The organism is Caulobacter sp. FWC26 (assembly GCF_002742645.2).
In the GTDB taxonomy this organism is placed as follows: domain Bacteria; phylum Pseudomonadota; class Alphaproteobacteria; order Caulobacterales; family Caulobacteraceae; genus Caulobacter.
This window is the reverse complement of sequence record NZ_CP033875.1, coordinates 13,669-33,672: the sequence shown is the minus strand read 5'-3', so window position 1 is coordinate 33,672 and position 20,004 is coordinate 13,669. Positions and strand designations below refer to the sequence as shown.

The 20,004-nt window shown below is 66.3% G+C and carries 17 protein-coding genes; 13 read left to right on the top strand and 4 right to left on the bottom strand.

Translation table 11 applies throughout. The annotated features are described in order from the left end of the window. The first annotated feature begins 72 nt into the window (after positions 1 to 72). The 5 genes from rbfA (at position 73) to CSW63_RS01770 (ending at position 5,157) form a co-directional block, all read left to right on the top strand. Positions 73 to 522 (top strand): 30S ribosome-binding factor RbfA, encoded by a 450-nt coding sequence (rbfA, locus tag CSW63_RS01790; protein WP_062097504.1) that lies wholly within the window; start codon positions 73 to 75, stop codon positions 520 to 522. A 2-nt stretch (positions 523 to 524) separates the two neighbouring features. Next, a complete protein-coding gene (gene truB / locus CSW63_RS01785) occupies positions 525 to 1,457 on the top strand; it encodes a tRNA pseudouridine(55) synthase TruB (protein ID WP_062097502.1) in 933 nt (310 codons plus the stop codon). 14 nt (positions 1,458 to 1,471) lie between these two features. After that, entirely contained in the window at positions 1,472 to 1,741 is a 270-nt protein-coding gene (gene rpsO / locus CSW63_RS01780; RefSeq protein ID WP_004618114.1) for a 30S ribosomal protein S15, read from the top strand. Positions 1,742 to 1,988: 247 nt separating this feature from the next. Next, complete coding sequence (gene pnp, locus CSW63_RS01775) at positions 1,989 to 4,127, top strand: polyribonucleotide nucleotidyltransferase (protein WP_062097501.1); 2,139 nt, start codon at positions 1,989 to 1,991, stop codon at positions 4,125 to 4,127. Positions 4,128 to 4,338: 211 nt separating this feature from the next. Next, positions 4,339 to 5,157 (top strand): DUF1206 domain-containing protein, encoded by an 819-nt coding sequence (locus tag CSW63_RS01770; protein ID WP_082749603.1) that lies wholly within the window; start codon positions 4,339 to 4,341, stop codon positions 5,155 to 5,157. Here the strand turns inward: CSW63_RS01770 and CSW63_RS01765 are convergent, their stop codons facing one another. Continuing rightward, the gene (locus CSW63_RS01765) at positions 5,158 to 5,859 is read right to left on the bottom strand and encodes a ribonuclease T2 (protein WP_062097499.1); all 702 of its coding nucleotides are present in this window, start codon (positions 5,857 to 5,859) and stop codon (positions 5,158 to 5,160) included. A gap of 194 nt (positions 5,860 to 6,053) precedes the next feature. Here CSW63_RS01765 and CSW63_RS01760 point away from each other — a divergent pair, with 194 nt between their 5' ends. From CSW63_RS01760 to CSW63_RS01745, 4 genes are all read left to right on the top strand, one after another. Beyond that, positions 6,054 to 8,375, top strand: coding sequence for a TonB-dependent siderophore receptor (locus tag CSW63_RS01760; RefSeq protein WP_062097497.1), 2,322 nt, complete (start codon positions 6,054 to 6,056; stop codon positions 8,373 to 8,375). A 149-nt stretch (positions 8,376 to 8,524) separates the two neighbouring features. After that, positions 8,525 to 9,208 (top strand): Fe2+-dependent dioxygenase, encoded by a 684-nt coding sequence (locus CSW63_RS01755; RefSeq protein WP_062097591.1) that lies wholly within the window; start codon positions 8,525 to 8,527, stop codon positions 9,206 to 9,208. 98 nt (positions 9,209 to 9,306) lie between these two features. Further along, positions 9,307 to 12,018, top strand: coding sequence for a PAS domain S-box protein (locus tag CSW63_RS01750; RefSeq protein WP_062097495.1), 2,712 nt, complete (start codon positions 9,307 to 9,309; stop codon positions 12,016 to 12,018). A 56-nt stretch (positions 12,019 to 12,074) separates the two neighbouring features. Next, on the top strand, positions 12,075 to 13,727 hold the full coding sequence (locus tag CSW63_RS01745) for an MFS transporter (RefSeq protein ID WP_062097493.1): 1,653 nt from the start codon (positions 12,075 to 12,077) through the stop codon (positions 13,725 to 13,727). A gap of 8 nt (positions 13,728 to 13,735) precedes the next feature. Here CSW63_RS01745 and CSW63_RS01740 read toward each other — a convergent pair whose 3' ends face one another. Then, entirely contained in the window at positions 13,736 to 14,626 is an 891-nt protein-coding gene (locus CSW63_RS01740; RefSeq protein ID WP_062097491.1) for an NAD(P)-dependent oxidoreductase, read from the bottom strand. A 17-nt stretch (positions 14,627 to 14,643) separates the two neighbouring features. Beyond that, complete coding sequence (locus tag CSW63_RS01735) at positions 14,644 to 14,958, bottom strand: MliC family protein (RefSeq protein ID WP_062097489.1); 315 nt, start codon at positions 14,956 to 14,958, stop codon at positions 14,644 to 14,646. A 200-nt stretch (positions 14,959 to 15,158) separates the two neighbouring features. On the opposite strand from CSW63_RS01735, the gene CSW63_RS01730 reads away from it, so the two are divergent. The 3 genes from CSW63_RS01730 (at position 15,159) to CSW63_RS01720 (ending at position 18,279) form a co-directional block, all read left to right on the top strand. Then, positions 15,159 to 15,689 carry a (2Fe-2S)-binding protein gene (locus CSW63_RS01730; protein WP_062097487.1) on the top strand — a complete coding sequence of 177 codons (531 nt, stop codon included), beginning with the start codon at positions 15,159 to 15,161 and terminating at the stop codon, positions 15,687 to 15,689. Next, positions 15,686 to 17,878 (top strand): xanthine dehydrogenase family protein molybdopterin-binding subunit, encoded by a 2,193-nt coding sequence (locus tag CSW63_RS01725; RefSeq protein ID WP_062097485.1) that lies wholly within the window; start codon positions 15,686 to 15,688, stop codon positions 17,876 to 17,878. The genes CSW63_RS01730 and CSW63_RS01725 overlap by 4 nt, the downstream gene beginning before the upstream one ends. Positions 17,879 to 18,087: 209 nt before the next feature. Then, complete coding sequence (locus CSW63_RS01720) at positions 18,088 to 18,279, top strand: hypothetical protein (protein ID WP_246842038.1); 192 nt, start codon at positions 18,088 to 18,090, stop codon at positions 18,277 to 18,279. A 24-nt stretch (positions 18,280 to 18,303) separates the two neighbouring features. On the opposite strand, the gene CSW63_RS01715 is transcribed toward CSW63_RS01720, so the two are convergent. After that, positions 18,304 to 18,924 carry an NTP transferase domain-containing protein gene (locus CSW63_RS01715; RefSeq protein ID WP_062097481.1) on the bottom strand — a complete coding sequence of 207 codons (621 nt, stop codon included), beginning with the start codon at positions 18,922 to 18,924 and terminating at the stop codon, positions 18,304 to 18,306. Positions 18,925 to 18,954: 30 nt separating this feature from the next. Between CSW63_RS01715 and moaA the strand changes: the two genes are divergently transcribed. Continuing rightward, positions 18,955 to 20,004 (top strand): GTP 3',8-cyclase MoaA, encoded by a 1,050-nt coding sequence (gene moaA / locus CSW63_RS01710; RefSeq protein WP_062097479.1) that lies wholly within the window; start codon positions 18,955 to 18,957, stop codon positions 20,002 to 20,004.

Genomic DNA, 20,004 nt, shown 5'->3' with positions numbered 1-20,004 from the left:
ACACCGCGCCTTCCGATTTTCCCCGCGCACCGGCGTTCGATCCGCCGGCCGGGCCGCAAGGACGTCCGCGCCATGAAGCGCCATTCCGATACCAAGAAGGGCGCCCTGACCGGCCCTTCGCAACGCCAGCTTCGCGCCGGCGAACTGATCCGCCACGCCCTGGTCGAGATCCTCCGCGAAGAGGAACTGGCCGACGAAGCCCTGACCGGCGTCTCGGTCACGGTTTCGGAAGTGCGGATGAGCCCCGACCTGAAGCACGCCATTTGCTTCGTCGAGCCGCTGGGCGCCGGCCTGACCGGCGAAGACACCACCGAGGTGATCAAGGGCCTGAACCGGGTTTCGAAGTTCCTGCGCGGACGTCTGGGCCGCAGCATCGACATGAAGTTCACGCCGGACCTGAAGTTCATCCACGACGAAAGCTTCGGCACGGCCGCCTATATGGACAAGCTGTTCCTGGATCCGCGCGTCCAGCAGGACACCCGCCGCCTGTCCGACGTGGTCGACGACGAAGACGAGGCCTGAGCATGGCTCGCCGCAAGAAGGGCGACGCCGTATCGGGCTGGCTGTGCCTGGACAAGCCCTACGACCTGACCTCGACCACCGCCGTTTCCCGCGTGCGGCGGGCGTTCAACGCCCAGAAGGGCGGTCACGCCGGCACCCTTGACCCGCTGGCGACCGGCATCCTTCCGATAGCGCTGGGCGAAGCGACCAAGACCGTGCCGTTCCTGATGGACGCCGACAAGGCCTATCGCTTCACCATCGCCTGGGGCCGCGACACAACGACGCTGGATCGCGAAGGCGAGACCACCGCGACCTCCGACGTGCGCCCGACCCGCGAAGCGGTCGAGGCCGCGCTGCCCGCCTTCATCGGCGAGGTCGACCAGGTTCCGCCGAACTTCTCGGCCATCAAGGTCGATGGCGAGCGGGCCTATGATCTGGCGCGCGACGGCGTCGAGTTCGAGCTGCCGACCCGCAAGGTCAGCATTTTCGACCTCAAGGTCGTGGACCAGCCGGACGCCGATCACGTGACGCTCACGATGGAATGCGGCAAGGGCACCTATGTCCGCGCCGTGGTCCGGGATCTGGCCAAGGCGCTGGGAACCTGCGGTCACGTGGCCGACCTGCGGCGCACGCGGGTGGGCGGCTTCTCCGAGGCCTCGGCGATAGCGCTGGAAACTCTGGAGAATTTGAGCTATGAGGCCCGGCTGTCGGAGGTATTGCTTCCGGTCGAGACCGCGCTGGACGACATCCCGGCGTTGGCCGTGACCGATGAAGACGCCTTCCGGCTTGCACAGGGACGCGCCATCGTCCTGCTTCCGCGTCAGGTGGAAACGTTGAAAGCCGAGCTTCCGCCCGGCGATCGCACCGTTTCCGCCATGTCCGGCGACAGGTTGGTGGCCCTGTGCGAGATGCGCGCTGGGAAGCTCAATCCCGTGCGGGTCTTCCAACTCACCTGAGCGGAGACTTACCGATGTCGATTACTCTCGAGCGCAAGGCCGCTCTCATCGCCGAACACGCCCGCGGCGCGGGTGACACCGGCAGCGCTGAAGTCCAGGTCGCGATCCTCTCGGAACGCATCTCGAACCTGACCGAGCACTTCAAGACGCACAAGAAGGACAACCACAGCCGTCGTGGCCTGCTGAAGCTGGTTTCCCAGCGTCGCCGGCTTCTCGACCACCTGAAGAAGTCCGACGCCGGTCGCTATCAGTCCCTGATCGAAAAGCTGGGTCTGCGTCGCTAAGGCATCAAGATCCGCCGCCCCGCCTAGGCAGGGCGGCGGATCGCGTATTTGGGACCCGGCGGCCGAGACAGGCCGTACGCCAGGTTCCGTGGGACGCCCGCTCCAACCGGGTCGTTCCTCTGTCCGAGGGTTCACGTCCTCAAACCCGCCTGTCACACTGGATGAGGATCATCGGGCCGGCTTCCGTTAGCCGTCCGCCCCTGTCCGCCCCGACGGGAATCCGCCCGCGGGAACCGAAAGAAGAAAAATGTTCGATATCAAACGCAAGACGATCGAGTGGGGCGGCAAGACGCTTGTCCTCGAAACCGGTCGCATCGCCCGTCAGGCCGACGGCGCCGTTCTGGCCACCATGGGCGAAACCGTCGTCCTGGCCACCGCCGTGTTCGCCAAGAGCCAGAAGCCGGGCCAAGACTTCTTCCCGCTGACGGTCAACTATCAGGAAAAGACCTTCGCGGCCGGCAAGATCCCCGGCGGCTTCTTCAAGCGCGAAGGCCGTCCGTCGGAAAAGGAGACCCTGGTCTCCCGCCTGATCGACCGTCCGATCCGTCCGCTGTTCGTCAAGGGCTTCAAGAACGAAGTCCAGGTCGTCGTCACCGTGCTGCAGCACGACCTCGAGAACGATCCCGACATCCTGGGCATGGTCGCCGCCTCGGCCGCCCTGACCCTGTCGGGCGCCCCGTTCATGGGCCCGATCGGCGCCGCCCGCGTCGGCTGGATCAATGACCAGTACGTGCTGAACCCGACTCTCGACGAGATGAAGGAAAGCAAGATGGACCTCGTCGTGGCCGGCACCGCCGACGCCGTGATGATGGTTGAATCGGAAATCCAGGAGCTCTCGGAAGAGATCGTGCTGGGCGGCGTCAACTTCGCCCACCAGCAGATGCAGGCCGTGATCGACGCGATCATCGAACTGGCCGAGCACGCCGCCAAGGAGCCCTTCGCGTTCGAGCCGGAAGACACCGACGCGATCAAGGCGAAGATGAAGGACCTGGTGGGCGCCGACATCGCCGCCGCCTACAAGATCCAGAAGAAGCAAGACCGCTACGAAGCGGTCGGCGCCGCCAAGAAAAAGGCCGTCGCGGCCCTCGGCCTCTCGGACGAGAACCCGACCGGCTACGACCCGCTGAAGCTGGGCGCGATCTTCAAGGAACTGGAAGCCGACGTCGTGCGTCGCGGCATCCTGGACACCGGCCTGCGCATCGACGGCCGTGACGTGAAGACCGTGCGTCCGATCCTGGGCGAAGTCGGCATCCTGCCGCGCACCCACGGTTCGGCCCTGTTCACCCGCGGCGAGACCCAGGCGATCGTGGTCGCCACCCTGGGCACCGGCGACGACGAGCAGTTCATCGACGCCCTGGAAGGCACCTACAAGGAATCCTTCCTGCTGCACTACAACTTCCCGCCCTATTCGGTCGGTGAGACCGGCCGTATGGGTTCGCCGGGCCGTCGCGAGATCGGTCACGGCAAGCTGGCGTGGCGCGCCCTGCGCCCGATGCTGCCGAGCAAGGAAGACTTCCCCTACACGATCCGCCTGGTCTCGGAGATCACCGAGTCGAACGGTTCGTCCTCGATGGCCACGGTCTGTGGTTCGTCGCTGGCCATGATGGACGCCGGCGTGCCGCTGGTCCGTCCGGTCTCGGGCATCGCCATGGGCCTGATCCTGGAAAAGGACGGCTTCGCGGTTCTGTCGGACATCCTGGGTGACGAAGATCACCTGGGCGACATGGACTTCAAGGTCGCCGGCACCAGCGAAGGCCTGACCTCGCTGCAGATGGACATCAAGATCGCCGGCATCACGCCGCAGATCATGGAGCAGGCCCTGGCTCAGGCCAAGGAAGGCCGCGCGCACATCCTCGGTGAAATGAACAAGGCCATGGACGCGCCGCGCGCCGACGTGGGCGACTTCGCGCCGAAGATCGAGACCATCAACATCCCGACCGACAAGATCCGTGAAGTGATCGGCTCGGGCGGCAAGGTGATCCGCGAGATCGTCGCCACCACCGGCGCCAAGGTCGACATCAACGACGACGGCGTGGTCAAGGTCTCGGCCTCGGACGGCGCCAAGATCAAGGCCGCGATCGACTGGATCAAGTCGATCACCGACGAAGCGGAAGTCGGCAAGATCTACGACGGCAAGGTCGTGAAGGTCGTCGACTTCGGCGCCTTCGTGAACTTCTTCGGCGCCAAGGACGGTCTCGTCCACGTCAGCCAGATCAGCAACGAACGCGTCGCCAAGCCGTCGGACGTGCTGAAGGAAGGCCAAATGGTCAAGGTGAAGCTCCTGGGCTTCGACGACCGCGGCAAGACCAAGCTGTCCATGAAGGTCGTCGACCAAGAAACCGGCGAAGACCTGAGCAAGAAGGAAGCGGCGGCCGAAGAAGCGTAAGCCTCTTCAGCTTCCCATTCCGGACGCTATCAGGCGGGCGGCTCCGAAAAGGGGCCGCCCGCTTTGCGTTTGGAGCCGCCTTGCGCGCCCCGGCGTTACGCCCCGCAGCAGGGAGAAGCAGGGCCATGATCCGCCGCGAGCCATTGGAAGCCGAGGTCATGGGAACTCACGCGCCTTGACGCTCTTGGCCTCGTCCCCGATCCGGAGACTTATGGCCGTGCGCCTCAACCTCGCCACGAGCCTGCAATGGGCGGCGCGCATCGGCTACGCGGCGCGGGGCGCGGTCTATGTGGGGTTGGGTGCGATCGCCTTGTTGGCCGCCCTGGACCTGACCCCCAAGGCCAAGGGCGCTCGCGGCGTTCTGGAGACCTGGGCGACTTGGCCCTTGGGGGGTGTGCTGATCGCGCTCATCGCCAGCGGCCTGATCGGCTTCGCCGTCTGGCGCCTCGTACAGGCGCTGTTCGACGCCGATCGCCATGGGACCACGCTAAAGGGCTGGGCGGTGCGCGCGGGTCAGGCCTTGAGCGGCGCGGTCTACGGCGGTCTGGCCTGGTCGGCGCTGGAGCTGCTGGATGTCTTCGAGGATGTCGGCGAGGCGGACGAGACCCAGAGCGCTCACCAGTACGCCGAGGCGATCCTGGCCTGGCCGGGGGGCGATCGCCTGCTGATCGCGGCCGGCCTGATCGTTTTGGGTTTTGGAATCGGCAATGTGGCCCAGGGCCTGATGCAGGACTTCGCCAAGCGCCTGTCCTGCGACGCGGAGACCTGTGCGCGGATCGTCCCCCTGGCCAAGGTCGGCTATGCGGCGAGAGGCCTGGCCACCTTGCCGCTTGGCGCGTTCTTGCTTGTGGCGGGCCTTGAGGTGCGCGCGAGCCAGGCCCGGAGCTGGGGCGACGCGCTCCAGGTGGTCGAGCAACAGCCGGCGGGCGCGTGGATTCTGGGAATGGTCGCCGTCGGATTGGTGGCGTTCGGCCTCTTCGGTTTCGCTGAAGCGATCTACCGCCGTATCCGCCCGCCAGAGGCGCTTTGATCAGTTCCTGGGCGTGACGCGCACCACTGCGGCGTCCGGCGCGCCATTGCCGCCCCGGCAGGCCGCCAGCCTGTACTTCAGGTCCATGCAGACCCAGACCTCGGTCAGGCGACCCTGCTTGACGCGAACATTCAGGCCCTCCCGGGTCATGCCGCGATTACGCTGGATGAAGGCCTCCCGGATTTCCCCGGCCGTCATGGCCTCGTCGGCACCCGGATCGAGATCCGGGACGCCCAGCCGCTCACGGATCTGACGCGCCTTCTTGAAGTAGGCCTCAGGGGTCTTCCAGTTGCAGGTCCCATGCGCCTGCCATTCGTGCTGCAGCAGCCAGGGCGAAGGGGTCATGCACAGATTGGCCTTCACCGTCTTCACCCGCATCGGCGGGCTCGAGCGGCAGTAGCGGGGGTGCACCTTGTCCGGTCCGTTGGGCCAAAGCCCGTGGACCGTGAAACCGAAACGATTGGCCTCGCACTGGATCGCCTTGTCAGACTCCGGGATCCCAGCGCGGCAGGCCTCGGGCGACCAGTAGAGCGCCAGCAGATAAGCCGCGATCGGCACGTCGGGATAGATCTCGTCCGGCGGCGGGATCTCGGTCGGCGCGGGCGCGACGTCCTTGGGCACGGCGCACGCCTTCAGGCTGGAGGCTTGCGCGCCACCCGCCATGGCGAGCGCGAGCAAGGCTATAGTGGTGGCGGTTCTCATCCGAGGCTCCTCACGGCAAGCCGCGATAGGGTGCACCCGGAACCCTGGCGTCAAGCCACGTCGAGCGCGTCACGGGTCTGCGATCATTGTTATTGCGAATAATTATCATTGCAGCGCTCTTGCAACAAAGATAAGAACGCCTCGCAATTTCAGGAGGGGCGCGGTGGATGGCGCTCCCTGGGGATAGGACCACCATGCGTAACCCGAACTTCACCGGCGTTGTCAGCCGGCCCCGTCGCGCCTTGAGCATCGCCGCCGTCGCCGGTGTCGCCGGTCTCGGCCTGGCCCAAGCCGCCGTCGCCGGCCCCGAGGGCCCGGACAGCGCCGTCACCACCGCCAACGCCGACGACCGCTCAGTGTCGGCCGTGACCATCGACGCCAAGCGGGTCGCCGATCCTTCGTCCAGCAAGTTCACCGCGCCGCTGGTCGACACGCCCAAGTCGGTGACCGTGATCCCCGCCAAGATCATCGAGCAGACCGCCGCCACCTCGCTCGCGGACATCCTGCGCACCTCACCCGGCATCACCTTCGGCGCTGGCGAAGGCGGACAGCCGCTGGCCGATCGTCCCTTCATCCGGGGCCAAAGCTCGGCCAACAACGTTTTCGTCGACGGCGTCCGCGACACCGGCGGCCAGGTCCGGGAAATCTTCAACCTGGAACAGGTCGAGGTCGTGAAGGGTCCGGACAGCGCCTATAGCGGTCGCGGTTCGGGCGGCGGCAGCATCAACCTGTCGTCGAAGACCCCGAAAGCCGACAGCTTTGCACGCGGTTCGGTGGGCGTCGGCACGGACGCCTATCTCCGCGCGACCGCTGACCTCAACCACGCTCTGAACGACAGCGTCGCGGTTCGACTCAACGTCCTAGCCACGCAAGGCGATACGCCGGGCCGCAAGTCGGTGGACTTCGATCGCTGGGGGGTCGCCCCCTCGCTGGCGATCGGCCTGAACGGCGACACCCAGTTGACCGCCAGCTACTACCACCTAGAGGGCGACCAGACGCCTGACTACGGCATTCCGCTGGTGACCAAGACCACGCAGCCGCGCACCGCCTCGGGCGTGCTGAACGTGGATCCTCGCAGCTTCTACGGCGTCGCGGCGCGCGACTACCAGAAGACCAAGTCGGACATCGCCACCTTCGCCATCGACCACCGGATCGACGAAACGCTCAACCTGCGCCAGGTCGTCCGCTACTCCAAGTCGCTGAACGACTACATCGTCACCAACCCCGGCGACGGCGGCGCGGCGCAGTTCGTTCAGGGCCAGTGGTGGATGAAGCGCGGGACCAAGACCCGCTGGAACCCCACCGAGACCGTCGCCGCCGTCACCGACCTGCACGGCAAGAAGACGGTGTTCGGCCTTGAGCACAGCTTTGACATCGGCCTTGAGCTGAGCCGCGAGGAAAACCTCAACGCCACTTATTCGACCTTCACGACCTCAGGCGCGGCTTGCCCGACCGGCTTCACGATCGCGGCCAACACCCTGGCGAGCCTTGGGGCCGGCGACTGCACCCTCGTCTACAAGCCCAATGACAAGGACGCCTGGACCGGTGTCATCAATCGTGCGCCGGCCGCCCGCAACGTCGCCAAGACGACCGCCGTCTACGGCTTCGACACCATCAAGTTCAGCGACAAGGTGCTGTTGAACCTGGGCCTGCGCCACGACCGCTACGAGAGCCACGGCGTTGACGTGGCGACCACCCAGGCCAACGGCGTCTTTACCGCGACGACCTACACGCCGCGCCGCGGGTCCTGGGAGTTCACCAACTACCAGCTGGGCCTCGTCTACAAGCCGACGGCCGCGTCCAGCCTGTACGTGTCCTACGGCACCGCCTCGACCCCGCCGGGCATCTCGGCCGGCGACCAGAACAGCAACACCGTCACGGGCACGGGCAATCTGGCCACTGTGCAGCTGGAGCCGGAGGACAGCGAGAGCTTCGAAGCCGGCGCCAAGGCCAACGTTCTCAATGACACGCTCGCCCTGTCGGCGGCGATGTTCAAGACCACCCGCAAGAACGCTCAGATCCAGATCGACGCCAACACCTACGCCCAGGTGGGCGAGGTCGAGGTGCAGGGCTTCGAGCTCGGCTTCTCGGGCAACATTACTCCGAAGTGGCAGGTGTTCGGCGGCTATACCTACATGGATAGCGAGCTGGTTCGCGGCGCCTATACCAGCGTCAACCAGGGCGACCCTCTGGCCAACACGCCCAAGCACAGCTTCTCCAGCTTCACGACGTACAAGGTGACCCGCAAGATCGCTCTGGGCGGCGGCGCCTATTATGTTTCCAAGAGCTTCGGTGGCAACCAGGGCGGCGCCGGCGGCGGGACCAACCGCATCTACGCCCCGTCCTACTGGCGCTACGACGCCTTCGCCTCGTGGGCGGTCAACGACCGGGTCGACCTGCAGTTCAATGTCCAGAACCTGACGGACGAGCGCTACATCGCCCGAACCAACGGCGTGCACCATGCGGACCCCGCGCCCGGTCGCCAGGCGATCCTCACCGTCAACGTGAAGTACTGACCTCCCCTCGAAGGACTTCACGCCAGCGCCCCGTCCGGCCAATGTCCGGTCGGGGCGCTTTTTCTTTCCGGCACGGCGATGATCTGATCCGGATCAAAGGATCGACACGGCCATCCAGATAGGAACGGTTCGCAAATAGGATGTCGCTGATGATGCTGCAGATCCCAGAGGTTCTCACCAAAGCGCAGGTCGCCGAGTGCCGCGCGATTCTCGACGCCGGACCTTGGGTTGACGGCAATGTCACCTCCGGCTTCCAGGCCGCCATGGCCAAGAACAACGAGCAGTTGCCGCAGGAGAGCGCCGAGGCCCGCCAAGTCGGAGCCATCATCCTGCAGGCGCTGGAGGCGAATCCGCTCTTTGTCTCGGCCGCCCTGCCGCATGTGATCCTGTCGCCGATGTTCAACCGGTATGGCGTGGGCATGGGCTTCCGCGACCATGTCGACAACGCCATCCGCCGCGATCCGGTTACGGGTCAGCGCCTGCGGACCGACCTGTCGTGTACCCTCTTCCTGGCCGAGCCCGAGGACTATGACGGCGGCGAACTGGTGGTGAACGACCTGTACGGCGATCACGTCGTCAAGCTCGGCGCCGGCGACGCGATCCTCTATCCCAGCACCAGTCTGCACCACGTCACGCCGGTCACGCGCGGAGCCAGGATCGCGAGCTTTTTCTGGATCCAGAGCCTGATCCGCGACGACGCCAAGCGCACTCTATTGTTGGACATGGACGTCGCCATCCAGCGTCTTTCGCGCCAGGCCGCGCCGGAAGACGAGGCGATTCTCTCGCTTACGGGCGTCTATCACAACCTGCTGCGCCAGTGGGCCGAGGCCTAAGACCCGCCCAGGTATCACGTTCACGGAACAACGATACTTCTCGAAAACCATAAGTTTACGGTTGCGCCCCAACATCCGCCCAACTTTCTGGAGATCGGATGTCCCAGGCGTCGAAAACTCCCGCGCCCGCCCCCGTCGCCGCCTCGTCTTTTGGCGAGGCAGAGGCTGCGCGCTGGTTCTTCGACAACGCCGGCGGGCTGTTGACCGTCGTGTCCCCAGAGGGTCGATTCATCAACGTCAACGACGCCTGGACCGTCGTCACGGGATGGTCGCTGGATGAGCTCCTCGGCGCCCCGACCCTCAAGTTCGTCCACCCCGACAGTCAATCCGAACTGATCGACACCGGCCGGCGTCTTCGGGAGACGGGCTCGGCGGTCAATGAACTCAAGGTCCGTTGCAAGGACGGCCGCTGGATATGGCTGCAGGGACGCTCTCGCCGGGGTCCCAACGGAGAAATGGTCGGGGTGATGCACGACATCACCGCCGAGGTGGAGGCCCGGGCGGAACTCGAAGCGGCGCGGCGCACGCAGGCCTTGCTTGCCGAGGAGGCTGGCATCGGGGTCTGGAGCTACGAACCCGAGACCGGCCGCATCGACTGGGCGCCGGACGCCCTGGCCCTCCTGGGCATCGCGCCCGAGAGCATCTCGACAGCTGAACTGTTCCTGGCGCGGCTGCCCGAGAGTCAGCGCAAAGAGGTTCGGGCGGCCTTCGCGAGGGCTGTGACGACCGGGGAGGGCGGATCGCTGGAGTATCGTCTGCGCGGCGACAACGGCGGCTGGTTCACTTTGCGCGCGACCTATCGCGCCGAGCCCCGACCGGGAAAACTGTTCGCCCTGAAAGGGATCTCTCAAAACATCACCGAGGTCGCGCGAAGCCGGGACAAGGCGATCTGGAGCGAACGACGCGCCCGCCGCCTGGTGGAAGACGCGCCGTTCGCCGTGGCGGTCTATGACCTCGACATGCGGTTGCGGATGGTCAGTCCCCGCTTTCTGGAGATCTTCCGCTCCACCGAGGACCAGGTCATCGGCAAGACCCTGACCGAACTGACCGAGGGCGCGCGCCACCGGTTCGTGGCGCGAGTCACCCGGGCCCTTTCCGGCGAGATCGTCACCCGGCGCGAGGACCGCCTGTACGACGCCGACGGCGTGGAGCGGGTCTTCCGCTGGGAGGCCCGGCCCTGGCGCGACGTGGCCGGCGAGATCGTCGGCGTCATCACCTATATGGACGACATCACGGCGCTGACCACGGCGCGACGCGAAGCGCGAAGCAACGCACGGCGCCTGAAGGTGGCGCTGGGCGCGGCCCGCGCCGGCGTCTACGAGATCGACCACGAAGGCCGCACCTTCTGGGGTTCGCCGGAGTTCCATCGCATGATGGGGCGAAAGATCGAGTACGAAGACGTCAAGGCCGCCGTCTGGCCGATGATCCATCCAGACGATCGTGAGCAGCTCTACAAGCCTGTCGTCACGCGGCCGAGCGCGGGCCGCCGGGAGCCACAGCAGCACGACGTCCGGCTGCTGCCTCCTGACGGAGAGGCGCACTGGGTGCGGGTGTTCCATGATGTCCGGCGCGACGCGCAAGGTCGCGCGCGTAAGGCGGTGGGACTGATCCTCGACATCGACGAGAAGAAGAAGGCTGAGTTGGCCCTGATCGCGGCCAAGCGCGCCGCTCAGGCCGCCAACGAGGCCAAGGCGCAGTTCCTGGCCAATATGAGCCACGAGATCCGCACGCCCATGAACGGGGTCCTGGGCGTGATGCATGTGCTCAAGCGCGAGCTTCCGCCGGGCGACAACGCCGACCTGCTGGCTGAGGCCTTGGGCGCGGGCCAGATGTTGTCGACCCTGCTCGACGACGTCATCGACATTTCGCGCATCGAGGCCGGCCGCCTCGACCTGAGCCGCGAGCCGGTTGATCCTCGCGAGCTGGCTTGCGGGGTTGTCCGCTTGCTCAGCGGCCAGGCCGCGCACAAGGGCCTGGAGTTGATCCTGGACCTGCCAGAGGATCTGGGTTGGATCGAGACCGATCCCACGCGCGTCCGGCAGGCCCTCTTCAACCTCGTCGGCAATGCGGTGAAATTCACCCTGAAGGGCTCGGTCACGATCCGTGGGCGTCGTAAGGCGACAGATGATGGGCCGCGCCTGGTTTTCGACGTCATCGACACCGGCGTGGGCGTACCACTGGACGCTCAGGACCGGCTGTTCGAGCGTTTCAAACAGGCCGACGCTAGCACGACGCGGCGCTTCGGAGGCTCGGGCCTGGGTCTTGCGATCACCCGCGAGCTGGCGCGCATGTTGGGCGGCGAGGTGTCATTCCAGTCGGTTCCCGGCGTCGGATCGACCTTCTCGCTGAGCATCGCCGCCCCTGGGGTGGCGGCGCCTTTGGTCCGGGAGTCGGAGCCCTCGGATCTTCTCGAAGGCGTCCGGGTGCTGGTGGTGGAGGACAATCCCACCAATCAGATCGTCGCGCGTCGGCTGCTAGAGCAATTGGGCGCCTGCGTCAGCGTGGCGGACGACGGCGCCTCTGGCGTCGCGGCCGCGTCCACCGGCGACTTCGACCTCATCCTGATGGACGTGCAGATGCCGGGCATGGACGGCCTTGAAGCCGCCCGGCTTATTCGCGCCCTTCCCGGCGGAGCCGCCCACGCGCCGATCATCGCGCTGACCGCCAACGTCATGGCGCACCAGCGCGCGGCCTATCTCGCTGCGGGCATGAACGGGGTTGTGGCCAAACCGATCTCGCCCACCGCGCTGGTCAACGAGATCCAGCGGCTGTCCCAAGCCGTCTCGACACGACACGACGCCGTCGCCTAACCCCGTTCCCCCAAACCCTGAACCACGCTAAGCAGGGCTAAAACAGGGGGATACAGATGGCTGGCGAAAGTCAGGAACGCGCGTCGATGCGCACGGTGGTCGCGGCCTCGTCGGCTGGCACGGCCTTCGAGTGGTACGACTTCTTCATCTTTGGCAGTCTGACCCAGGTCATTTCGAAGACCTTCTTTGCGGGGCTGAACGAGACGGCGGGCTATATCGCCGCCCTCGCGCTCTTTGGCGTCGGCTTCGCCTTCCGACCCTTGGGCGCGCTGGTGTTCGGCAAGATCGGCGACCAGGCTGGCCGTAAAGGCGCGTTCCTGGCGACCGTGCTGATGATGGGTGGCGCCACCTTCGCGATCGCTTTCCTGCCAACCTATGAGCAGGCCGGTATTATCGCCCCGATCCTGCTGATCATCATGCGCTGCCTGCAAGGCTTCGCCCTGGGTGGCGAATATGGCGGCGCGGCGATCTATGTCGCCGAACACTCGCCCGCCGACAAGCGCGGCTGGTCGACCTCGTGGGTGCAGACCTCGGCCGCCTTCGGTCTGTTCGGCGCGCTTCTGGTCATCCTCGCCACCCGCTGGGTCCTGGGCAAGTATGTCGGCCCCGACGCCTTCGACGCCTGGGGTTGGCGGATTCCCTTCGCGGTCTCGATCGGCCTCCTGGGCATCTCGGTCTGGATGCGCTTGAAGCTGACCGAAAGCCCCGCCTTCGCCGCGATGAAGGAAGAAGGCCAGGCCTCCAAGGCGCCGTACGCCGAAGCCTTCGGCCAGTGGGGCAACCTCAAGCTGGTGATCCTGGCGTTCCTGTCGATGATGTGCGCTCAGGGCGCGGTCTGGTACACGAGCTTCTTCTACGTCCAGACCTTCATGGAGAAGTTCCTGAAGGTCGACGCGGTGACCATCAACGAGTTGATGATGACCGCCACCGCGATCAGCGCCGTCTTCTATGTCGTCTTCGGCTGGCTGTCGGACAAGATCGGTCGCAAGCCGGTGATGTTGGGCGGCATGACCCTGGCGCTGCTGTTCTACTTCCCCGGTTTCCACCTTCTGGAGAAGGCGGCGAACCCGGCCCTGGCCGAAGCCAGCGCCAAGGCGCCCGTCGTGGTCGTTGCCGATCCCAAGGACTGTTCCCTGCAGTTCGACCCCGTCGGCAAGACCGCGTTCGTGACCTCATGCGACATCGTCAAGAGCACCCTGGCCAATGCGGGCGTCTCCTACGCCAACGAAGCCGCGCCGGCGGGTGCTGTCGCCGCCGTGCGGATCGGCAGCGCTGAAATCACCTCAAAGAGCGCAACGGGCCTTGGCAAGGCCGAGGTCAAGGCGGTGAAGACCGAGGTGGAAACGCGGATCAAGGCCGCTCTGGTCGAGGCCGGCTATCCCGCCAAGGCCGACCCGAGCCGCATGAACAAGCCGATGATCCTGGCCGTGCTGTTCGTGTTCGTCATCGCGGCCACCGCGCTGTTCGGGCCGCTGGCCGCATGCCTGGTGGAACTGTTCCCCACCCGCGTTCGGTACACGGCTCTGTCCCTGCCCTACCATATCGGCACGGGCTGGGTCGGCGGCTTCGTTCCGTTTTTCGCCTTCGCCATCGTGGCGGCGGTCGGCAACATCTATGCCGGCCTCTGGTACCCGGTGGCCTTCACCCTGCTCAGCGTGCTGACCACCCTGTTCCTGCTGCCCGAAACCAAGGGTCGGCCGCTCAACTGATTCGAGGGTCAGGTCGCGATGGGGAGAACCTCCACCGCGACCTCGGCCTGGGCCAGCGCATGGATCAGCGCCGGATCGACCGCGTGCGTGATCAACCGGACGATCTGGCGTCCTTCGCGGGCCAGCTGGATCAAATGGTCCGCATCCGCCCGCTCGGGATCCAGACGCTCGACATCGCGCCGCGCCATCTTGACGATTTCCGGCTCGGCGTCGGCGTCCAGCACCAGCACATCGGCCGTTCCCAGAGCCCTCACCGCGCGGAGGGTCAAAAGGTCGGCGGGACCCTTGCCCGCTATGAACCGTACGACGCCCTTGCGCGCGCCGCCCTTGGCCAGGGCCTCTCGAAACAGTTGCCCGGCCCGGTCCATGTCGCCCGCGCGAGCGGCGGCGGCGGCCTCGCCCATCACCGCATCGCGCAGGAAGGCCCGGCGCTCGTGCAAGGTCGGTAAGGTCTTGCGGACTTCGCTCTGGAACTTGGCGAGCAGCGCCGCCACACGCCCGGTGCCCTCGGGCACCTGGGCCTCGATGTCGTTGCGCAGCATGGTGGCCAGAACCGGCGCGCCGCCGCCCGTCCCCACGGCCGCCACCACCTCGCCGCGATCGATCACGGCCGGTGTATTGAAATCGCAGAGCTCGGGCCGGTCGACCACATTGACCAGCACCCGAGCGGCCCGAGCCGCGCTGGCGGCGGCCTGGACGAACACTTCGTCGGGGCTGGCGATGAAGGCGAGCGCGGCGCCGCTGTAGGAACCCGGCAGATAGGCGGCGTGACCATCGAGACGGATCAGGGTCGCCGGCGAGCCGTCGAACAGACGCGCCTTGGCCTCGGCGGCGTCGCCAGAGCCGGCGATGACCACCTTGCGGCCGGCCAGGGGGAAGAAGGCGGGAAACGAGTCCAACACGAAACCTCGAAAGCTTATTGCGACCGGCAGTCTTCGTAAGGACCGCCCGGAAAACCCTTGAGCATGGCGTCCGCGCCCTTGCTCCAGATCTCGGCCTGGCCGGCGGTGTAGCGCGCCCCGGAGCCGGATCGCGCCAGCTTGAGGGTCTTGGTGGCGCCGCCGGCGGAGACCACCACGCGTTTGCCGTGCAGGGCGTAGGCGGCGGTGAAACGCTTGCCTGACTTGCAGCTGTAGCGGATGGGCGCGTCGGTCGAATCCATCGGCGCGACAGTGGCGCACCCCGCGAGCGTGGCGGACGCAAGAGCCAGAACAATGGCGACACGGCGCATGACGCGAACTCCTTGAGATGCTGAAGCATAGCGGGTTTCGCGGCGGGCGCCCCGCCATCCCGCGCCGGCGTCGACGATTTTCAACGTCGTCGAATGGGTCCGGGCCTCGGTTGAAAATCTCTCTGGCCAAGCCATGTGTGAACAGTGTTAGGTTTATTTGGGGCGCTTTGCGCCTGTCTTTCGTTGGGAGGCGAAGACGCATGGCCTTGACGCTCGATATCAACGGCAAGCCGGTATCCGTGCAAGCAGGACCCGAAACGCCGCTGCTGTGGGTGCTGCGCGACGAACTGGGAATGACCGGAACCAAATTCGGCTGCGGCGTGGCCCAGTGCGGCGCCTGCACGGTGCATATGGACGGACAACCGATCCGATCCTGCGTGACGCCGATCGAGGCCGTCGGGGCGGCGAAGATCACCACCATCGAGGGCTTGGGCGGTCAGCATCCGGTTCAACAAGCCTGGGTGCGTCACGACGTCCCGCAGTGCGGATACTGCCAGTCCGGCCAGATCATGTCGGCCTGCGCCCTGCTGGCCCAGAAGCCCAAACCCACCGATCAGGACATCGACGAGGCCATGGCGGGCAACATCTGTCGCTGTGGCGCCTACCAGCGGATCCGCGCCGCCATCAAGGACGCCGCCGACTTCGGCCCGCCGACGGGCGAGGCGCATGCCGATATCGATGAAGCCATCGTCGCCGCCTCGGGCGCGACGCACCGGGGAGCCGGCCGATGAACGCCCCTGTCGATCCCAAGAACCTGAAAGCCGCCCTCCCCAGCCGTCGCGACGTGGTTGTCGCCTCCACCCTGGTGGGCGGCGCGCTGCTGGTCGGCTGCTCTCCCGCTGATCTGATGAGCGCCGGCTCGAAGGTCGAAGTCGGCGCCTTTGGTCCCTTCATCAAGATCGCGCCCGACGGCGCGGTCACGGTGATCTCCAAGCACATCGAATTTGGCCAGGGTAATCACGCCGGTCTGGCCGCCATCGTCGCCGAGGAGCTGGACGCGGACTGGAGCAAGGTCAAGGTCGAGCAAGCTCCGGCCAACGCCAAGCTCTATGCGAATGGCACGATGGGCGCGCAGCTGACGGGCGGCTCGTCGGCGATCTCGAACTCCTGGGACCAGCTTCGCAAGGCGGGCGCCGGCGCGCGGGCGATGTTTGTGCAGGCCGCCGCCAACCGCTGGAACGTTCCGGTCGGCGAAATCACGGTGAAGGACAGCGTCCTGACCCATACGTCGGGCAAGACCGCCACCTTTGGCGAGTTGCTCAACGACGCCGCCAAGGTCAATCCGCCGGCCGATCCCAAGCTCAAGGACCCCAAGGCGTTCACCCTGATCGGCTCCGATCGCGTGCGCCGCAAGGACTCGCAGGCCAAGAGCGACGGCACGGCGCGTTACACCCAGGACGTCCGCCTGCCGGACATGCTGACAGCCGTGGTCGCTCACGCGCCCCGGTTCGGCGGCAAGGTGAAGAGCTTCGACGCGGCCGAGGCCAAGAAGGTCGCAGGCGTCGTCGACGTCTTCGAGATCCCGACCGGTATCGCCGTCGTCGCCCAGAACACCTACGCCGCCCGCATGGGCCGTGAAGCGCTGAAGGTCGAGTGGGACGAGGAAAAGGCTGAGAAGCGCGGCAGTGCGGCGATCCTTCAGGGTTATCGCGACGTACTGGCGGGCAAGGACGCCTCTGTGAAGTGGGAGCCCTTCGACCAGCGCGGCGACGCCGCCGGCCTGGAATCAGCCAAGGGCGCCGACGTCGTCGAGTTGAACTACGAGTTCCCCTATCTGGCTCATGCGACCATGGAGCCGATGAACTGCGTGGCCGCCGTCGACGGCAACAAGGTCAAGCTGACCTTCGGTTCTCAGGGCCAGACTCTCGATCAGTTGAACGTCGCCAAGGTGGTCGGCTGCCTGCCGGGTTCGGTGGAGATCGAAACCCTGTTCGCCGGTGGCTCGTTCGGCCGACGCGCCACCTTCCAGTCGGACTACGCCGTCGAGTGCGTTCATATCGCCAAGAAGATCGGCAAAGGCCGTCCGGTGAAGCTGGTCTGGACGCGCGAAGACGACATGCGGTCGGGTTATTTCCGGCCCATCGTGGTGCACGCGCTCAAAGTGAAGCTCGACAAGGATGGCCTGCCGGCGGCCTGGCGCCATCGCATTGTCACCCAGTCGATCATGAAGGGCGCGCCGATGCCGATGGGCAAGGGCCCTGACTCCACGGCGTTCGAGGGCATCAATGACTCGCCCTATCTGAAGGCGACGCCCGTGGTCGACGCCCAGGTGGCCTTCCCCGACATCGGCGTGCCGGTGCTGTGGTGGCGGTCTGTGGGAGCGACCCACACCGCCTTCGTCATGGAGCACACCATCGACCAACTGGCCGCCAAGGCCGGCAAAGATCCCGTCGAGTATCGCCGAGCGCTCTACACCAAGGCCGGAGCCGATCGTCACCTCGCCGCCCTGAACCTGGCGCTGGAGAAGGCCGGCCCCAAGGCGGCGGCGGGATGGACACGCGGCGTCGCCGTTCACGAGAGCTTCGGCTCTGTCGTGGCGCAGGTCGCCGAGGTCAAGCTCGAGAATGGCGCGCCGCGCGTCGGCCGCGTGGTGACGGCGATCGACTGCGGCGTGGCGATCTCCCCCGACCAGATCGCGGCCCAGATGGAAGGCGGTACGTGCTACGGCCTGTCGGCGGCGCTGTTCGGCGAGGTGACCCTGACCGACGGACAGGTCGATCAGACCAACTTTGACGGCTACCGTGTCCTGCGGATCAATGAGGCGCCGTTGGTGGAAACCAATATCGTTCCCTCTGGAAATCCGCCCAGCGGGGTCGGCGAGCCCGGCACGCCGGTGATCGCTCCGGCGGTGGCTAACGCCTTGTTCGCCCTCAACAAGACCGCGACATCGCGTCTGCCCTTCGTCCGTTCGCAGGCTTAGCAACCAGCGTTCGCCAAATACACGCTAGACGGGAATCAAAAGCCCATTCATCTTGATGAAATGGGTAAGCGTAACTGTATCGGTTTCCAATCCTTGGTCCGACCTGAGCCACGGCGCTTCCGGCGGAGTCCTGGGCGTTCCAGCGAGGCCCCCACGCGCGCGGCGAGCCCGACGCGATGACGTCGAGGTCCGAATGTGATTGTGACGCCTTGGCGGACGAGGAGGATATCGCCGCGTTCAATCGCGCCCTGGCGGCGGTCGGCGATGAGTATCGGCGCGTGCTTCGAGTGTTAATCCCAAGGCTGGCGGCGCTAGAGGAGCGCGGCGACGCCGCCGAAGCTCTGCGTTTGATCGCCGAGATCGAGGCGATCGTGGTCTCCCGTGAGCCGTCGGCGCAGTGAGTGACGACGACGACGGCTTCGATCTCAAGGGCGCTGTAGAGCGCGCAGGTCTTCAGGCCGATCGACATCAAGGTGGATGCCAGGATCGTCGACGGCGACCTGGATAAGGCGAGCGCCCGCGCGCGCGATCAGGGTCCGCGCCCCTTCGTCACCCGACAGGGCGCGAAGCGCCGGCAGCCAGTCTGCGCCGAACAGAACCGGATGACCCCGACGTCCCAGATAGGTCGGCGCGACGATATCGTCCGGGCCACGGAGAGCGACGGCTAGGCGCTCGGGCGTGCGGGGATCGATCCGGGGCATGTCGCCGAGGAAGACGAAAATCCCACGGGCGTCGTCCGACGCCGCGCGCGCCGCATCCGCGAGCGACACCCCCATGCCTGCGGTCGAATCTTCAACCGAAACCATGACGAGACGCTCGGTCTCGTCCAGACGCGCCGCGATCGCCCTTACCGTCTCCCGGAGCGTAGGGTCGGGCCCTACCGCCACGAAAACCCGGCGAACGGGGGCCCGAAACGCCGTGGACAACGCGCCGGCGACCAGCGGCTTATCGTCCAGCGGGGCGGTCAGCTTTCCACCGCCAAACCGCTGGCCTCGTCCGGCGGCCAGGACGATCGCATCCCATGGGCCCGTATCCCTTTGCGTCATCGATCACAGCGCCTATTCTTACGTCCAGACATGACGCCCTATGACGACAGCCCCGCGCAAGCGGTCTCGACCGCGCCCCGGACGCCCGCGTCGTCGTTGATCGATGGTTTCGGGCGCGCGGTCACCTATCTGCGCGTCTCGGTGACCGACCGGTGCGACCTGCGCTGCGTCTACTGCATGGCCGAGCACATGACCTTTCTGCCGAAGGCGGAGGTCCTGACGCTGGAAGAGCTGGACAGGCTGGCCTCGGCTTTTATCGATCTGGGCGTGCGCAAGCTGCGCCTGACCGGCGGCGAGCCTCTGGTGCGCAAAGGCTTCATGGGTCTGGTGGAAAACCTGTCTCGCCATCTGCGATCGGGCGCCCTGGACGAACTGACCCTGACGACGAACGGAACCCAACTCGCGCCCCATGCCGCCGAACTTGCCCGACACGGTGTGCGACGCATCAATGTCTCGCTCGACACCTTGAAGCCGGATCTGTTCCGGACGCTAACGCGCGGGGGCGACGTGGCCCGAGTGCTGGCGGGGATCGATTCCGCCCAGGCGGCTGGGCTCCAAGTGAAGATCAATACCGTAGCGCTGAAGCATGACAACGCCGGCGAGATCCCCGACCTGATCCGCTGGGCCCACGCGCGGGGCTGCGACCTGACCCTGATCGAGACGATGCCGCTGGGCGAGGTCGACCAGGATCGCACCGACCAGTTTTTGTCCCTGGCCGATGTTCGCCGCGACCTCGCATCCTTCTGGACCTTGAATGACATCAGCGACGCCACGGGCGGCCCGGCGCGCTACGTGCGGATCGCCGAGACAGGGGGGCGCCTCGGGCTGATCACCCCCCTCAGCAACCACTTCTGCGACACCTGCAACCGGGTGCGCCTGACCTGCACGGGCACACTGCACACCTGTCTGGGCCGCGACGACGCCAGCGACCTGCGCGCAGTGATCCGCAGCGGAGCCAGCGACGCGGAGCTGAAGGAAGCGATCTTTGCGGCGCTCGCGAGCAAGCCCAAGGGGCACGACTTCCAGATCGCCGCCGCGCGTCCGTCCGTGGCGCGGCACATGTCGACGACGGGGGGCTGA

Excerpts from the sequence above, each read along its gene's own strand:
- rbfA (WP_062097504.1), top strand. The coding sequence starts at position 73 with ATGAAGCGCCATTCCGATACCAAGAAGGGCGCCCTGACCGGCCCTTCG.
- truB (WP_062097502.1), top strand. The coding sequence starts at position 525 with ATGGCTCGCCGCAAGAAGGGCGACGCCGTATCGGGCTGGCTGTGCCTG.
- rpsO (WP_004618114.1), top strand. The coding sequence starts at position 1,472 with ATGTCGATTACTCTCGAGCGCAAGGCCGCTCTCATCGCCGAACACGCC.
- pnp (WP_062097501.1), top strand. The coding sequence starts at position 1,989 with ATGTTCGATATCAAACGCAAGACGATCGAGTGGGGCGGCAAGACGCTT.
- CSW63_RS01770 (WP_082749603.1), top strand. The coding sequence starts at position 4,339 with ATGGCCGTGCGCCTCAACCTCGCCACGAGCCTGCAATGGGCGGCGCGC.
- CSW63_RS01765 (WP_062097499.1), bottom strand. The coding sequence starts at position 5,859 with ATGAGAACCGCCACCACTATAGCCTTGCTCGCGCTCGCCATGGCGGGT.
- CSW63_RS01760 (WP_062097497.1), top strand. The coding sequence starts at position 6,054 with ATGCGTAACCCGAACTTCACCGGCGTTGTCAGCCGGCCCCGTCGCGCC.
- CSW63_RS01755 (WP_062097591.1), top strand. The coding sequence starts at position 8,525 with ATGATGCTGCAGATCCCAGAGGTTCTCACCAAAGCGCAGGTCGCCGAG.
- CSW63_RS01750 (WP_062097495.1), top strand. The coding sequence starts at position 9,307 with ATGTCCCAGGCGTCGAAAACTCCCGCGCCCGCCCCCGTCGCCGCCTCG.
- CSW63_RS01745 (WP_062097493.1), top strand. The coding sequence starts at position 12,075 with ATGGCTGGCGAAAGTCAGGAACGCGCGTCGATGCGCACGGTGGTCGCG.
- CSW63_RS01735 (WP_062097489.1), bottom strand. The coding sequence starts at position 14,958 with ATGCGCCGTGTCGCCATTGTTCTGGCTCTTGCGTCCGCCACGCTCGCG.
- CSW63_RS01730 (WP_062097487.1), top strand. The coding sequence starts at position 15,159 with ATGGCCTTGACGCTCGATATCAACGGCAAGCCGGTATCCGTGCAAGCA.
- CSW63_RS01725 (WP_062097485.1), top strand. The coding sequence starts at position 15,686 with ATGAACGCCCCTGTCGATCCCAAGAACCTGAAAGCCGCCCTCCCCAGC.
- CSW63_RS01715 (WP_062097481.1), bottom strand. The coding sequence starts at position 18,924 with ATGACGCAAAGGGATACGGGCCCATGGGATGCGATCGTCCTGGCCGCC.
- moaA (WP_062097479.1), top strand. The coding sequence starts at position 18,955 with ATGACGCCCTATGACGACAGCCCCGCGCAAGCGGTCTCGACCGCGCCC.